The sequence below is a fragment of the Micromonospora sagamiensis genome (assembly GCF_014680085.1).
Lineage (GTDB): Bacteria > Actinomycetota > Actinomycetes > Mycobacteriales > Micromonosporaceae > Micromonospora > Micromonospora inyonensis.
In genome coordinates this window covers 5,905,544-5,920,111 of record NZ_AP023438.1, presented here as the reverse complement: position 1 = coordinate 5,920,111, position 14,568 = coordinate 5,905,544, and the positions used below count along the sequence as shown (strand labels likewise).

The window sequence follows — 14,568 nt, the reverse complement described above, 5'->3', positions numbered from 1 at the left end:
CGTCACCGGCGCGGGCGCAGCACGGTGTGCACGGCGGACACGGGCGGCACCTCCTGCGGCACGATGGTGAACGCGGCCCGCGCCTGCTGCACCGGCACCGGCCCGACGCCACGGTGGTGCACCTGCGCCAGGGGCTCACCGGCGACCACCCGGTCACCGACCCGCTTGTGCAGGGTCACCCCGACGGCGTGGTCGATCGGGGCGCCCTTGACCTGCCGGCCGGCCCCCAACCGCAGGGCCAGCGTGCCGATCGCGCGGGCGTCGACCGCCCCCACCCAGCCGCTGCGCTCCGCGGTGACCAGGTCGGCGTACGGGGTGGTGGGCAGCAGCCGAGGGTCGTCCACCACGGCGACGTCCCCACCCTGGGCGGCCACCCAGCGCCGGAACGCGGTGTGGGCCCGGCCGTCGCGCAACACCGCACTGACCTGCTCACGGGCCCGGTCCTGCTCGGTCTCGGCCCCGGAGAGCAGCACCGCCTCGGCCGCCAGGGTGAGGCACAGCTCGGTGAGGCCCGGCACCTCCACTCCCCGGAGCACGTCGACCGCCTCCCGGATCTCCAGGGCGTTCCCCGCCGACCAGCCCAGCGGCTGGTCCATGTCGCTGATCACGGCATGGCAGCGCAGACCGAACGCGGCCCCGATGTCGATCATCAGGGTGGCCAGTTCGGTGGCGCTGGCCAGGTCGCCGGTGAGCGCCCCGCCGCCGAACTTGACGTCGAGCACGACGCCGTCCGTTCCGGCGGCGATCTTCTTGCTCATGATGCTGGCGGCGATCAGCGGCAGGCTCTCGACCGTCCCGGTGACGTCGCGCAGCGCGTACGTGGCGCCGTCGGCGGGGACGAGACGCGCCGACTGTTCGACCACCACCATGCCGACCTCGGCGAGCACCGTCCGGATCCGGTCGGAGTCGAGGGCGACCCGCAGGCCCGGGATGGACTCCAGCTTGTCGAGGGTGCCACCGGCGAAGTCCAGCCCTCGGCCGCTCATCTTGGCCACCGGGATGTCGAGGGCCGCCAGTGCCGGCGCGACGACCAGGGTGGTCTTGTCGCCCACGCCACCGGTGCTGTGCTTGTCGACGACCCGGTCGAAGCCCCGCAGGTCGAACCGCTCGCCGCTGTCGACGTACACCCGGGTGAGCGCGACGACCTCGTCGAAGTCCATGCCCCGGCAGGCGACGGCCATCAGCCACGCCGCCATCTGGTAGTCCGGCACGTCGCCCCGGACGTAGCCGTCGACCACCAGGGCGATCGCCTCCGCCGGGAGCCGCTCGCCACGCCGTTTCGCGGCGATCACGTCCACCACGCCGAGCGTCATCGGTGTGCCTCCTGTCCTCGTGCGTCCAGTGCCCGGTGCAGGAACCGCAGGTTGTCCCGCAGCTCCGTGGCCGGGACGGAGATGTTGAGCCGGATGCCGTACCGGTCGGGGTAGAGCCGGTGCCAGTGTTCGGCGTCGGCCCCGAACAGGTAGTTCGGGTTGACCTTCAGCCCGGCCCGCCCGAGCTGGTTGACCCAGCGGGTCCAGGCGTCGGGTGCGGCGAACGGCCGGGTCAGCCAGCGGAACGTGGAGTAGCCCGCCACCGGCCGGGACGCCCCGGGCAGCGGCTCGAACAGGCCACAGGCGTCGAGCAGGTCGATGTTGCGGGCGAAGAGCGCCGTCGCGGTCTCCAGCTCCGCGAGGAACGCCGTCTCCTCCCCGTGGTCGAGGAACGACACCCCGTGCCGGTCGAACAGTTCCCGCAGCCGGGCGGCCGTCCGCCCCCGGTCGGCACGGTCGGCGAGCGCGAGCAGGAGCAGTCCGAGATGGACCGCGGCCACCAGCGCGACGGCGGCGTTCACGGAGTAGCCCCGCTCGAAGCGGACCGCGTGGGCGAACTCGGCGAACCCCGGTTCGGTGCCGGCGACGAACCCGACCCGGAGGCCGGGGACCGAGAGGTCCTTCGACGGCGTCATGCAGAGCAGCCACCGGGGGTACCCGGTCACCTTGCGGTGCAGCACCGCGCGGAAGTCGTCGGCGCGGCCGAACTGCGGCAGCGAGAAGGGCACGTCGACGAGGGCGAGGTCGTCAGGGCCGGCGGGCGGCGGCGGCCACAGCCAGGAACCGAGCACGCCGTTGGGCGCGACGTCGACCAGCAGGCGGCGTCGGCCCGCCGGGATCGGCCGGTCGAGTTGCCCGTCGGTGCCGTAGTAGACCGGCTCGACCGCCCCGTAGCGGGACAGCGAGTGCTCGAAGGAGTAGTAGTTGGGGATCGGCAGCACCGGCTGCACGCCCCGGTGGGCGGCGTACTCGCAGGCGACACTGATCGCCTCGGTGGTGCCGTGGAAGAGCACGACCTGCTCGGCGTCCAGCGGTTCGACGCCGAGGTACCAGCCGAGGAGTTCACCGACGAGGGTCCGGGCGGGGACCAGGCCGGCGTCGTCGTACTCGACCGCCCGGTGGGCGACCACGTCGGCGTAGAGCCGGCTCAGGCACCGGGTGACCCCGGCCGGCACCGGCCGTCGGTTCACCCCGTAGCCGAGTTGGCGGCACGGGCCGGTGACGCCCGCCCGGATGGTGCGGTAGTACCGGACGCACGGCACGTCCGGGAACCCCGCGGCGTTGAGGTACGGCGTGGACAGCGTCGCCTACCTGGGGTCGTCGACCCGGCCGGCGGCGACCGGTGCCGGCCGGACGTCACCGGCCGGCCGGCACACCTGGTCGAACGCCGCGAGGAGCGTGTCGGCGAGCTGTGCCGTCTCGTCCCCGGTGAGGGTCAGCGGCGGGATGACCATCACGCAGGCACCCTGCTGGCGGACCAGCAGGCCACGGTCGCGGGCCCCGAGCACCACCGCCGAGGCCACGGCGGGGTCCACGGTCTCCACCGTGACCACCAGGCCGAGGCCCCGCACGTCCACCACGTCGGGGTACGCCAGCAGCGGGCCGAGCCGGTCGAGCAGCGTCGCTCCCCGGGTGGCCGCGTTGGCGACCAGGCCCTCCTCGTCGACGACGTCCAGGACGGCCGACGCGACGGCGGCGGCCACCGCGTGCCCGCCGGTGGTGTGCCCGTACCGCAGGCCCCGCAGCAGCGGCTCGGCCTGGAAGGACTGCTTGATCGCGTCGGTGGTGGTGACCGCGCCGAGCGGGACGTAGCCGCTGCTGATGCCCTTGCTCATGGTGACGATGTCCGGGGTGACGCCGTCGTGGTCGAAGCCGAACATCCGTCCGGTACGGCCGAACCCGCAGAACACCTCGTCGACGACGAGCAGGGTGCCGTACTGGTCGCACAGGGCCCGGATCCGGGCCAGCAGGCCGGGTGGCAGGACGATGCCGCCGCCGACGTTGAGCAAAGGTTCCACCACCACCGCGGCCGGCGGCGGGCCCGCCGCGAACGCCTCGGCGAAGCGGGCGGCCAGCGCCGCGGCGTCGGCGGCGGTCCGCGCCGAGCGTGCGCTGCCGGGCAGCGCCACCCGGTGGACCGGGAACAGGTCGGCCCACCCGCTGCGGGTGTACGGCAGGCCGGACAGGTGTAACGCCAGCGCGGTCGAGCCGTGGTAGCCGGCCGCGAACGTGACCACCCGGTCGCGGGGCGCGCCGACGTTGCGCCAGTACTCCAGGGCGATCCGGACGGCGGCCTCGGTGGCCTCCGAGCCGCTGTTGACCAGCAGGGTCTGCCCGAGGTCGCCGGGGAGCAGCGCGGCCAGCCGTTCGGTGATCCGTTCGGCGGCCGGGTGGGAGGCGTTGACCAGGTCGTAGTGCGCCAGGCGGGCCATCTGCCGCTGGGCGGCCTCGATCAGCCGGGGGTGGCCGTGGCCGCAGGAGGCGTTCAGCGCACCGGCGATCCCGTCCAGGTACCACACGCCCTCGGTGTCGCGCACCCGGTTGCCCTCCCCCCGCACCAGGGTCAACGGGTGGGCCGGGCTGGCGACGGGCGACCAGGGTCGCCACATGTGACTCGCGAACATTGCGTGCACCCCTGTTTCCTGTCCTACCGGCCGAGAAGCTCGTGCAGACGTGGCGCCAGTCCCCACAGGTCGTCCCGGTACTCGAAGGCGGTCACCGCGCCACCCGGTGGCCGGGCCGCGAGGGTCCGGGTCAACGCCTCGGCGAGCGTCTCCGGGGAGGGCTCGTCGAGCACCAGTCCCGGGCCGTCGCGGCGTACCTCGTCCGCCGTCGCGCCGAAGCCGTCGACGATCATGGGTACCCCGTACAGCCTGCTGTCGCGGATGCGCAGGCGGACACAGGTGTCGTTCTCCACGCCCGGCCGGGCCACGCACACGAAGGCCCGCGCGGCGGTGAGGTACGCGTCGCGGGCCCGGTGCGTCACCGGTCGGCGTACGACCGTCACCAGGTCGGTCACGGCGCGCTCGGCGATGCGCTTCTCCAGCGCCTCGACGATCTCCCGGGTGTCCGGGTGCGGTTGGCCGTAGAGGAAGGCGGCGGTGATCCGCAGTCCGCGACCCGCGCACAGGCTCACCGCGTCCACCAGCACGTACGGGTCGTAGAACGACCAGATGCCGCCGGTCCACAGGACGTCGGCGAGCGGTTCCGGCCGGGTCCGCTCGGCGACCAGTCGGCTGTGCCGGCTGAAGCCGATCGGTACGGAGGTCACCAGGTGGTCGAGGGTCGCCGACCGGGTCAGGTCCCGCACGCCGACCCGGCCGGCGGTGACCAGGCTGGCGAGGACGGTCGCGCGTTCCACCCGGGAGCGGCAGATGAAGTGGTGCGAGACGCGCAGTTGACGCTGGTACGCCTCGACGATCTCCCGGTACCGGTCCTCCGGGGCGTCCTGCCGCAGCAGCGACGGGTAGCTGCCGTGCTCGATCGGCGGCGCGGTCTCCGAGACGATCAGCGGGCCGGCCTCGACCGCCGCGGCCAGCCGGTCGCGGTCGGCGACGTCGAAGAAGAAGACCGCGTCGGTCGCGTCCAGCAGCTCGCGCCACCGGTCGGCCCGTCGTTCGAGCCGGGCCCCACCGAGGTGCATCGGGTCGGGCACGTCCGGCGAGTAGACGGTGACCGCGAACTCGTCGCTGAGGGTCTCGGCCAGTTCGGCGATCCGGACGGCCAGGCCGGACGCGGCGGCCTGCGACACCGGGTAGTCCCCGGCGTCGAAGAGCAGCCGCCTGCGCGCCCCGGTCACAGGTCGTCCACCCGGTTGACGTTGTGGAACCCGTCGACCAGCACGGCCGGCGCGTCGACCAGGGCGGTGGCACCCGCACCGACCATGATCCGGGGCAGTGCGTCCCGGTGGTGCGCCGCCGCGAAGACCGTCGCCCAGGCGGCGTTGAAGCCGGAGGGATCGCGTGGCTTGTCCGCCGCGTGCTCGACGCGCCGGACCGGGCCCTGGCCACGCAGTCGCAGCGCACCGTCGTTGGCGAGCCGGACCGGGTCGTCGATCAGCGCCGCGAGCACCGCGTACGGGTGTCGGTCCAGCAGGTCGTGCGCCTCGGCGAAGCGCTGGGCGAGCGCGTCGTCGGTGACGACCTGGTCCGGCAGCACGACCGCCGTCGCCCCGGTGCACAGGGGCAGGGCCGCGGTGACCGCGCCCGCCAGGTCGGGACCGTGCCGGTCGGTCTGGTGGACGAAGACGGTCTCGAGGACGTCCGCGTAGCGGGCCAGGTAGGCCACGGTGTCCGTCTTGTGTGGCCGGATCACCACCACCAGCCGCACCCGCGCCCCGCGCCGGGCCGCGAAGTCCCGGACCGGGGCCAGGGCGTGATCGATGATCGACTGGTCGTGGTCGATACGGTGCAGCTCCTTGGGGTAGGGCGCGTCGAACCGGCGGGCCGCCCCGGCGCAGGGAACGATCACCGTCAGCGTCGGCCCGGTCCGGCCCGGCCGGTCAGCGGCCATGGCCGTCGGCGTGGTCGTGGCGGAGGAAGAACGGCTCCCCGAGGTTCTCGCGCAGCGCCACCCGGCGCGCGCCCGCCTCGTCCACGCGACCCCGGCGGACCAGGTCGAAGATCTGCACCAGGTCGCACATCGACTCGGCGCGGGCGCCCTCGAAGGTCAGCTCGGCCGACCCGAGCCGGAGCGCGGGACGGCCGTCGAAGCCGGGCAGGTCGGGGATGACGTTGACCCGTACCCCGGCCGCGGCCAGGCCCGCCGCGAAGCGCATCGGATCGGTCTCCGGGCCGGTGTCCACCCAGACCTGGTGGCAGTCGGTGATGTCGTCCGTGCCGACGACCACCTCGAAGCCGTGGGTGAGCAGTTCCGCGCCGAGCACCCGGGCGTTGTCGACCACCTGGGCCGCGTAGTCCGCGCCGAACAACTCGAACTCGGCGGCGGCGAGGCAGAGCGAGAGGGTCTCGGCGAAGTGGTGGCTGCTGATCGTCTCGAACTGGGTCCGGGCGATCAGGTCGGCGAGTTCGGGGTCCCGGGTGAAGAGCACCCCCTTCTGCGGGCCGGGGAAGGTCTTGTGGGTGGAACCGCCCATCGTGTCCGCGCCGACGTCCAGCGGGTTGCGGTGCGCGCCGCCCAGCACGAGCCCGAGGGTGTGGCTGACGTCGGCGTGGACGCGGGTATGCGGGCTGACCTCGCGGACGGTCCGGACGACCCCGGCCACGTCGATCTCGGCCAGGCTGTTCTGGAGGTCCAGGTAGACCAGTGCCGGCCGGTGCTCCCGCAGGACGGCCCGCAGGCGCTCGTCGTCGACCGTCCCGCCCCGCTGGCCGACGGTCACCGGCCGGCGACCGAGCCGGTGGATCACCGACGTGGTGGCGTAGTGCCCGCCGGCCGCCGGGTCGATGCTCACCACCGTGTCGCCCGGTTCGCCCCCGAACGCCATCAGGACGAGGAACATCGCGCTCATGCCGGAGACCGGCCGGACGTTGACCAGGGCACCACCGGCCAGCCGGGCGAGCGTGGGTATGCCGACGGTGACCTCGACGTCGCCCACGCCCTGCCCGCCCCGGAAGTTCCACTCCTCCTCGGCGAGCCGGGCGTTGAAGAAGTACCGGTTGTAGAAGTCGTACCGCAGCGGAAGGCTCGCCAGTGGGGAGAGCCGGTTCTCGCTCGGCACCAGGTTGACGACCCGCCGGTTGACGTCGTCCTCCATGCGCAGCCGGTCGGCGATCCCACCCAGGAGGCGGTGGCCGTCGGCCAGGGCCGCGGCCTGCTGTCCCTGCATCGTGGACCCGGTCATCGAGGGCTGGTCCCGAAGGTCGCGCGGAGCAGTTGGCGGGGGTGCGCGGCGGTGTCCTCGTAGCCCTGGCGCGCGTGCGAGACCCGGTCGTTGCGGACGACGAGGCACTCGCCGGCCGCCAGCCGGACGGAGAGCCGGTACCGGCCGTCGCTGCCGCTCTCCTGTCGGATGAAGGCCAGCGCCCGGGCGAGGGCGTCCTCCTCACCGGCGGGCGCGATCCAGGTGGTGGTGCTGGGGACGTCGGAGTACCGGTTGACGATGCCACCGTCGTCGGTGACGACGAAGGCCGGTCCGTCGGTGTACGCCTCGACCCCGCGCAGCGTGGACGACCGGCGCAGCACGGTGGGCCGGGTCAGCACGGCCGCCGCCGCCGGATCGGTCTCCCGGAGCGCGTGGAACACCCCGATCGCGTTGAGCAGCAGCGACTCCCCGCCCCGCGCGGCGGGCCGGACGCAGTACATGATCACCACCGGTACGTCCCCGGGTCCGTCCAGGGTGCCGTCGACGTGGAACTCCTGCGCGGACCGGACCGCGAAGCCCGGATGGTCACCGGCGTCGTCCGCGCGGATGTCGGCGTAGGGGCGGTTGAACTGCTCGGCTCCGGGCAGCCGGTACAGCGCGGGGACGTAGGGGGCGCCGAGTGACCACGCCTCGGCGAGGAAGTCGATCGCGTCCTGCGCTGGCAGGTCGCCGGGCATCTGCGCGACGGCGAACCCGTAGGTGTCGAGCCTGTCGCCGAGTTCGTCCACCCCCCGCCCGGAGCGGGCCACCGCCACCGGGCACGCGGCTGTGGCGTCCCGGTAATCGACGAACAGCTGCTTCAACTCGCAGGGCCCTTTCTCGTTCCCGGCCGGGCCCACCCGGTCGGCATCTCGGCGTCCGTCACACGACAACAGAGGTCGTCGACGGCCGGGCCGGCTCGCGCGGACGGGCCGGTCCGCGTCAGCCGGCACGGGATGTCGCGTCACCTCGCCATCACGGGGTCCGTCACGTCGCGGACCGGTTGCGCCGGTGCCACCAACCGACCCCTCGTCGACCCAGCTCGGGTACATCGTGCCCAGGGCCCGGGTCGGCCGGTCCTGTCGTTTGTTAGTAGTGCGGCGGTGGGCGGAGCGAGGGCGGCCGGGGCGTCGGGGCAGGTCCGCCCCGGGGGCGAGCAGCAGCGGCTGGTCGTCCGCGTCCGACGTACTCTCGGTGGGGTGACCACCGCGCCGCCCCCGACCGTGACCCTCGACAGCCGCTTCGCCACCGAACTCGCGGAGATGGCGGTTCCCTGGCGGGCCGAGGAGGCTCCCGACCCGCGACTGCTCGTGCTCAACGAGCCGCTCGCCACCGAACTGGGCCTCGACCCCGGATGGCTGCGGAGCGCCGACGGCGTGCGCCTGCTGATCGGCACGGCCGTCCCCACCGGCGCGGCCCCGGTGGCACAGGCCTACGCCGGTCACCAGTTCGGCGGGTACGTCCCCCGGCTCGGCGACGGGCGCGCGCTGCTGCTCGGCGAACTCGTCGACCCGGACGGCCGGGTCCGCGACCTGCACCTCAAGGGCTCCGGCCGCACACCGTTCGCACGCGGTGGCGACGGCCTGGCCGCGGTCGGCCCGATGCTCCGCGAGTACGTCGTCAGCCAGGCCATGCACGCCCTGGGCATCCCCACGACCCGGTCCCTCGCCGTGGTGGCCACCGGACGCACGGTGCACCGCGAGACACCGCTGCCCGGTGCCGTGCTCGCCCGGGTCGCCGCGAGCCACCTGCGCGTCGGGAGCTTCCAGTACGCCCGGGCCACGGGCGACGTCGACCTCCTGCGCCGTCTCGCCGACCACGCGATCGCCCGCCACCATCCGGGTGCCGCCGGGGCCGAGCGCCCCTACCTCGCCCTGTTCGAGGCGGTGGTCGCCGCCCAGGCGTCGCTGGTGGCCCGGTGGATGCTGGTGGGGTTCGTCCACGGGGTCATGAACACCGACAACATGACGATCTCGGGCGAGACCATCGACTACGGGCCGTGCGCCTTCCTGGACGCCTTCGACCCGGCCACCGTCTACAGCTCGATCGACCATGGCGGGCGCTACGCCTACGGCAACCAGCCGGCCGTGGCCGAGTGGGACCTCGCCCGGCTCGCCGAGGCCCTCCTCCCCCTCCTGCACGACGACCAGGAGCAGGCGGTGGCACTGGCGGTGGAGTCGCTCGGCGGGTTCCGCCGTCGGTTCGACGCGGCCTGGTCAGCCGGTATGCGGGCCAAGCTCGGCCTGCGCGCCGATCTCGACCAGGCGGTCGTCTCGCCGCTGGTCGAGGAGCTGCTCGCCCTGCTGGAGGCGAGCCGGGTCGACTTCACGTCGTTCTTCCGCGTGCTCGCGGTCGCCGCCCGTGGCGAGGCCGATCCCACCCGCCGCCGGTTCCTCGACCCCGGTGCGGTCGACGACTGGTTGACGCGGTGGCGCGCCCTTGGTCCGGACCCCGACGGGATGGACCGGGTCAACCCGGTCTACATTCCGCGCAACCACCTCGTCGAGGAGGCGCTCGCCGCCGCGACCGACGGCGACGTCGACCCGCTCATGCGGCTGCTGGACGCCGTGACCGCCCCCTACGACGAACGGCCCGGCCTCGAACGCCACGCCGCTGCGGCCCCACCGGACTTCGGCACCTACCGGACCTTCTGCGGCACGTGAGGCCCCCGGGCGTGGTCATGCGGCCGGTCGGTCCGCGCCGCGCACGACCGGCGGGTTCAGGCGGGCGAAACCCTCCTGACGGTGGTACGGGAAGTGCGGGTAGGGCGCCGTCCGTGCGCTCGCCGCGTCGAGCCGGGCCATCTGGTCGGCGGTCAACGTCCACCCGACGGCACCGAGGTTCTGGCGGAGCTGTGCCTCGTTGCGGGCACCGATGACGACCGATGACACCGTGGGCCGTCGCAGCAGCCAGTTGAGGGCGATCTGCGGAACGGCCCGGCCGGTCTCCTGGGCGATCTCCTCGAGGGCGTCGACGACCCGGAAGAGGTCCTCGTCCCGCACCGGTGGGCCGTAGTCGGCGGTCTGGTGCAGTCGGCTCTGCGCCGGCAGCGGCTGGCCGCGGCGCACCCGGCCGGTGAGCCGGCCCCAGCCGAGCGGGCTCCAGACGACCGCGCCGACGCCCTGGTCGATCCCCAGGGGCATCAGGTCCCACTCGTAGTCCCGGCCGAGCAGGGAGTAGTAGACCTGGTGGGCGACGTAGCGCTGATGGTGGCGACGCTCCGCGACGGCGAGCGACTTCATCAACTGCCAGCCCGCGAAGTTCGAGACACCGAGGTAGCGGACCTTTCCCGCCTGCACGAGACCGTCGAGGGTGGACAGCACCTCCTCGATCGGCGTGCCGGCGTCGAAGGCGTGCAACTGGAAGAGGTCGATGTGGTCGGTGCCGAGTCGACGCAGCGCGTCCTCGCACGCCCTGATCAGCCGCAGGCGTGCGGAGCCGGCGTCGTTGGGTCCGTCGCCCATCGGCAGGCCGCTCTTGGTGGACAGGAGGACCTCGTCCCGACGGCCCCTGATCGCCTGGCCGAGCACCTCCTCCGACGCGCCGTCGGAGTAGACGTCGGCGGTGTCGAACATCGTGACGCCGTTCTCCAGGCAGATGTCGACGAGGTGGCGTGCCTCCCGGGCATCCGTGGACCCCCAGGCGCCGAAGAGCGGTCCGCGCCCGCCGAAGGTGCCGGCACCGAAGCTCAGCGCCGGGACCTTGAGCCCGGATGCGCCCAACCGTCTGTATTCCATGGTGACCCCTCCCGTGGCCCGGCACCGCCGGGCTCACCCGCCACGACCCACTAACGGGTTCAGTGTTCCATTAAGACGTTGGCTACGATAGCAGCCGCGAGCCCTAAACGAAACGGGAGACCCGTTATGAGTGCTGACGAGACCGCTGCCGGAACCCTTCGACCCGGCGGGCGCACGGCGCGGGTACGCGCGGCGGTCCTGCGGGCCACCGGGGACGCGCTCGCGGAGCAGGGTTTCGGTCACCTGGACCTCGCCGACATCGCCCACCGGGCCGACGTGGGCAAGACGACCGTCTACCGCCGCTGGCGATCACCGGCCGGCCTGGTCGCGGACCTGCTCGTGGACATGGCCGAGCAGTCGCTGCCCCGCACCGAAACCGGCTCGCTCCGCACCGACCTGCGGGCGAACGCGCGGCTCGTGCAGCGCACCCTCACCGACCCGCGCCAGGGTGCGCTGTTCAGGGCGGTCATCGCGGCAGCCACCTGCGACCCCCGGACGGCCGACGCGCTACGCCGCTTCTACGACATCCGCATCCGGGAGTGGGCCCCCTGCGTGGAACAGGCCGTCGAGCGCGGTGAGGTACCCGACGGCACCGACAGCCACGAGGTCATCCGCGCGGTGTCGGCACCGCTCTACTACCGTCTGTTGATCAGCGGCGACCCCCTCGACGTCGCCGCCGCCGACCGGGCCGCCGAAGCAGCCGCGACCGCCGCCCGCGCGGGAGCGTACGTACGGGGGAAGCGCGAGGCGACCGCGTAGCTACCGGACGCCACCGGTGGGGGCGGTCGACGCCCACTCCTCGGCCAGGATCGCAAAGACCAGTTCGTCGTGCCAGACACCGGCGACGTGGACGCACTGGCGGAGGTGGCCCTCCTGGCGCATGCCGAGCCGGTGGAGTGCTCGGATCGACGCCGCGTTGTGCGCGTTGGTCTGGGCGACGACCCGATGCAGTCCCAGCCGGTCGAAGGCGAGATCGAGCAGGGCCGACACCGTTTCGGTGGCGAAGCCGCTTCCCTGCGCCTCCGGGTGCAGGATCACCCCGACCTCGCCCTGCCGATGCTCGACACTCAGCCACCGCAGGTCCGCCTCGCCGATCATGCGTCCGGTGGCCCGCTGCTCCACCGCCAGCACCAGCGCGTCGTTCTCGCGGGACAGGGTGTTCATGGTGAGGCGTTGGGCGACGACGTCACGGGTCTGCTCGATCGTCGCCGGTGGCCAGTACAGATAGCGGAGGACGTCCGCACGGGTCCGCAGGTCGTGGAGCGCGTCCACGTCGTCGGCCCGGAACGGACGCAGCAGCAGGCGGTCGGTCACCAGGGGCGCATCGATACGGAGCACGGCTCCATGGTGTCCTGTCACCGTCCGAAGAGCAGGTGGATTTCCGCGCCGCGCCAGCCCTGTGCGGGTGAGTCCTATGGTGGGTCCCGGCCGCCGAACGAGGGAGAGACCGATGTCGCCGTCGTACTGCCCGTCCCGTTGGTGCCTCGCTGGCGTGGCCCTGAGCCTGGTTGTCGGCCTCACCGCCTGCACGCGATCCCGGGCGGAGCCGGAGCAGCCAACGCCACAGGCCGGGGCCAGCCGGGAGAGCGGGTCGGGCCAGGCCACCCGACTGGGCCAGGAGGGCCCGGCTTCGATCTGGTCGGTGTCGGTCAACCGTGTCCGCGAGGACGTGGCGCGGGTCGGCCAGGTGATCGTGGTGCCCGACGAGCGGGAACTGCGGGCAGTGGACCGGCTGACCGGGCAGGACCGGTGGCGCCGTCCCTTCTCGCCGGACTACCGGTACAGCGTCACCGGCGATCTGATCGTCGTCATTGCCGACGAGGAGGAGCAGTTGGAGGTGCTCGACGCGGCCACCGGCGCCACCCGCTGGCGGGCCGGGGACGCCCAGGACGTCGTCGTCCACCAGCGGGCCGTCTACCACCGACAGTGCGTCGGCACCGGTTCCCGGGCAACGTGTGCGCTCGTCGCCCGGGACCCTCGGGACGGTCGGCAGCTGTGGAAACTGCCCGCCGGCCGCTCCGCCGAGGTGAGCGACGAGGCGCTCGGCGGGCAGGCGCCGTACGCCCCGCCCGCCACGCCGTACGTAGCGGTGCGGTTGAGCGACACCACCAACGCGTACACCACCGTCGCGGTCACCACCGGCAGGGCCGGTGCCGGGCGTCTGCCGAACCGGGCCTGGGGCAGCTTCGTCGCCGGAGACCTGCTGGTGACCACCGACAACTCTCTGCATGGGAACGGAACGGACTGCACCGTCGTTATCACCACCGTCAACGCGGCCACCGGTGCCCGACGCTGGTCCGGTGAGGTCTTCAGCGGACGTACCGAGAAGGGCGAATGCGCCCAGCAGCTGGCGCACGACGGGAGCGGGCAGGATCAGATCGGAACCGGCACCCGGCTCGTCGCGGTCACCGCGTCCGGCGAGCCGCAGCTGGTCGACCTGCGGACCGGCCGGAGAGCGTGGGAGAGTGCCACCTCCGGCGTACCGATCGCCGGGAACGACCGGTCCGTGCTGATACGGCACACCACCGACGCGGGTGAACTGACCCTGCTCGACATGGCCACCGGCGCGTCCCGGTGGACCGCGCCGGACCCGGGACTGGCCGCTGGCGCGGTGACCTGGCGGGCGATCGTGACCGACAGCCTCGTGGCGGTCAGCGGCCGGAAGGACAACCGGCCGTGTGTGTTCGTCTACGACGTACGGACCGGCCACCAACTCGGCCGCTACCCCGGTTACCTCGCCGGCGCCGCGGACGACTGGACCGCGGTGCTCTTCCCCGCCGAGGAATCCGACGGGCTCTCCCTGGATCTGCACACCTTCTGAGCGGGCCGCCGACCGGGCACGTCCCGCCGGGCCAGCGTCAACCGGCTTGCTGCGTCTCCTGCCGCTCCCCGTTGTGCCGCAGCGCCTCTTCGAGGCGGTCCTCCAGCATGATGATCCGGCAGGCGGCCTCGAGGGCGGTGCCCTGGTCCACCATCTCCCGGGTACGGGCGGCCAGACGCAGCTGACGACGGGAGTAGCGGCGGTGGCCGCCGGCGGAGCGGTGCGGGTCGATCAGTTTCGCCTCGTCCAGGCGGCGTAGGAAGTCCTGCGAGATGCCGAGCATCTCGGCGGCCTGACCGATGGTGTAGGCGGGGTAGTCCTCGTCGCCGAACATGTCGTCGGGGTTTTGCCCCATGTCACCTCCACGTCGAGGGCCCCGGCGCTTGCGCGCCGGGGCCCAGGGTTACGGGTCAGAACACCAACTGCCGACAGACGTGTCGGGCAGTCGCATCCGCACCGGCCAGATGTGACGGCTTCGAGTGCGGGGATCGCGTAAGCGTGACCGGAGACCACCTTTCGTTCGATGGAAACCACGGTGTCCGCGCAGCCTGGATTCACGGCTGACAGCGGGCGATCCAACGGTGCGAAACCCTCCCTTTCCTCTTCGTTTCCCTTGCTGAGCCGTCCACCGGCGGCGGAGCCCACGCGACTTCATGGCCCCGACACGCATGGCGGACACGAACTGGAGCCCGAAATGTCCTGGCTCCCCTACAGCCGCCCGTCGTGACCTCACGGCCGGGCAGTTCGTCTGCGTCTTTGCGGTTCTCTGTTCTCGACGTGGAGAAGGCTACCCCACACCGCCGAGGAAATCTAGGCAACCCCACCCAGGTTTTCTCGGCGGGCGGTCCGCGACGAAGGCGGCCCCGCCGAGCGTGGGGACCATCGGCGCCGGAC

General features: G+C 72.9%; 13 protein-coding genes. 3 read left to right on the top strand and 10 right to left on the bottom strand.

Features of this window, described 5'->3' with window-relative positions; genetic code table 11:
- Positions 1-2 precede the first annotated feature (2 nt).
- Genes IGA62_RS25405 through IGA62_RS25375 form a run of 7 tightly spaced genes read right to left on the bottom strand, consistent with a single transcriptional unit; the run spans position 3 to position 7,940 of the window.
- Complete coding sequence (locus IGA62_RS25405; RefSeq protein ID WP_145818524.1) at positions 3-1,313, bottom strand: thymidine phosphorylase; 1,311 nt, start codon at positions 1,311-1,313, stop codon at positions 3-5.
- Complete coding sequence (locus tag IGA62_RS25400) at positions 1,310-2,575, bottom strand: aminotransferase class I/II-fold pyridoxal phosphate-dependent enzyme (RefSeq protein WP_186499873.1); 1,266 nt, start codon at positions 2,573-2,575, stop codon at positions 1,310-1,312. The genes IGA62_RS25405 and IGA62_RS25400 overlap by 4 nt, the downstream gene beginning before the upstream one ends.
- A 45-nt stretch (positions 2,576-2,620) precedes the next feature.
- Positions 2,621-3,937, bottom strand: a complete 1,317-nt coding sequence (locus IGA62_RS25395; RefSeq protein ID WP_145818526.1) for an aminotransferase family protein — start codon at positions 3,935-3,937, stop codon at positions 2,621-2,623.
- 23 nt (positions 3,938-3,960) lie between these two features.
- Positions 3,961-5,112 carry a glycosyltransferase family protein gene (locus tag IGA62_RS25390; protein ID WP_145818527.1) on the bottom strand — a complete coding sequence of 384 codons (1,152 nt, stop codon included), beginning with the start codon at positions 5,110-5,112 and terminating at the stop codon, positions 3,961-3,963.
- On the bottom strand, positions 5,109-5,825 hold the full coding sequence (locus IGA62_RS25385) for a glycosyltransferase family protein (RefSeq protein WP_145818528.1): 717 nt from the start codon (positions 5,823-5,825) through the stop codon (positions 5,109-5,111). The genes IGA62_RS25390 and IGA62_RS25385 overlap by 4 nt, the downstream gene beginning before the upstream one ends.
- Positions 5,815-7,116: a DegT/DnrJ/EryC1/StrS family aminotransferase gene (locus IGA62_RS25380; protein ID WP_145818529.1), complete on the bottom strand. Its 1,302-nt coding sequence runs from the start codon at positions 7,114-7,116 to the stop codon at positions 5,815-5,817. The genes IGA62_RS25385 and IGA62_RS25380 overlap by 11 nt, the downstream gene beginning before the upstream one ends.
- Positions 7,113-7,940, bottom strand: a complete 828-nt coding sequence (locus IGA62_RS25375; protein ID WP_186499877.1) for a TauD/TfdA family dioxygenase — start codon at positions 7,938-7,940, stop codon at positions 7,113-7,115. Before IGA62_RS25375 ends, IGA62_RS25380 begins: the two co-directional genes overlap by 4 nt.
- 279 nt (positions 7,941-8,219) lie before the next feature.
- On the opposite strand from IGA62_RS25375, the gene IGA62_RS25370 reads away from it, so the two are divergent.
- Entirely contained in the window at positions 8,220-9,779 is a 1,560-nt protein-coding gene (locus IGA62_RS25370) for a protein adenylyltransferase SelO (protein WP_232624769.1), read from the top strand.
- Between the two features lie 15 nt (positions 9,780-9,794).
- Here the strand turns inward: IGA62_RS25370 and IGA62_RS25365 are convergent, their stop codons facing one another.
- A complete protein-coding gene (locus IGA62_RS25365; RefSeq protein WP_145818532.1) occupies positions 9,795-10,853 on the bottom strand; it encodes an aldo/keto reductase in 1,059 nt (352 codons plus the stop codon).
- Between the two features lie 126 nt (positions 10,854-10,979).
- Here IGA62_RS25365 and IGA62_RS25360 point away from each other — a divergent pair, with 126 nt between their 5' ends.
- Positions 10,980-11,612 (top strand): TetR/AcrR family transcriptional regulator, encoded by a 633-nt coding sequence (locus IGA62_RS25360; protein ID WP_145818533.1) that lies wholly within the window; start codon positions 10,980-10,982, stop codon positions 11,610-11,612.
- Here IGA62_RS25360 and IGA62_RS25355 read toward each other — a convergent pair whose 3' ends face one another.
- Complete coding sequence (locus IGA62_RS25355; RefSeq protein ID WP_145818534.1) at positions 11,613-12,191, bottom strand: GNAT family N-acetyltransferase; 579 nt, start codon at positions 12,189-12,191, stop codon at positions 11,613-11,615.
- 76 nt (positions 12,192-12,267) lie between these two features.
- On the opposite strand from IGA62_RS25355, the gene IGA62_RS25350 reads away from it, so the two are divergent.
- Positions 12,268-13,674, top strand: a complete 1,407-nt coding sequence (locus IGA62_RS25350; protein ID WP_145818535.1) for an outer membrane protein assembly factor BamB family protein — start codon at positions 12,268-12,270, stop codon at positions 13,672-13,674.
- 37 nt (positions 13,675-13,711) lie between these two features.
- Here the strand turns inward: IGA62_RS25350 and IGA62_RS25345 are convergent, their stop codons facing one another.
- Positions 13,712-14,029 (bottom strand): helix-turn-helix domain-containing protein, encoded by a 318-nt coding sequence (locus IGA62_RS25345; RefSeq protein WP_145818536.1) that lies wholly within the window; start codon positions 14,027-14,029, stop codon positions 13,712-13,714.
- Between the last annotated feature and the right edge of the window lie 539 nt (positions 14,030-14,568).

What these genes read in the sequence shown, in the direction of transcription:
- IGA62_RS25405 (WP_145818524.1), bottom strand. Translation starts at nt 1,313, where the DNA reads ATGACGCTCGGCGTGGTGGACGTGATCGCCGCGAAACGGCGTGGCGAG.
- IGA62_RS25395 (WP_145818526.1), bottom strand. Translation starts at nt 3,937, where the DNA reads ATGTTCGCGAGTCACATGTGGCGACCCTGGTCGCCCGTCGCCAGCCCG.
- IGA62_RS25385 (WP_145818528.1), bottom strand. Translation starts at nt 5,825, where the DNA reads ATGGCCGCTGACCGGCCGGGCCGGACCGGGCCGACGCTGACGGTGATC.
- IGA62_RS25380 (WP_145818529.1), bottom strand. Translation starts at nt 7,116, where the DNA reads ATGACCGGGTCCACGATGCAGGGACAGCAGGCCGCGGCCCTGGCCGAC.
- IGA62_RS25365 (WP_145818532.1), bottom strand. Translation starts at nt 10,853, where the DNA reads ATGGAATACAGACGGTTGGGCGCATCCGGGCTCAAGGTCCCGGCGCTG.
- IGA62_RS25360 (WP_145818533.1), top strand. Translation starts at nt 10,980, where the DNA reads ATGAGTGCTGACGAGACCGCTGCCGGAACCCTTCGACCCGGCGGGCGC.
- IGA62_RS25350 (WP_145818535.1), top strand. Translation starts at nt 12,268, where the DNA reads ATGGTGGGTCCCGGCCGCCGAACGAGGGAGAGACCGATGTCGCCGTCG.
- IGA62_RS25345 (WP_145818536.1), bottom strand. Translation starts at nt 14,029, where the DNA reads ATGGGGCAAAACCCCGACGACATGTTCGGCGACGAGGACTACCCCGCC.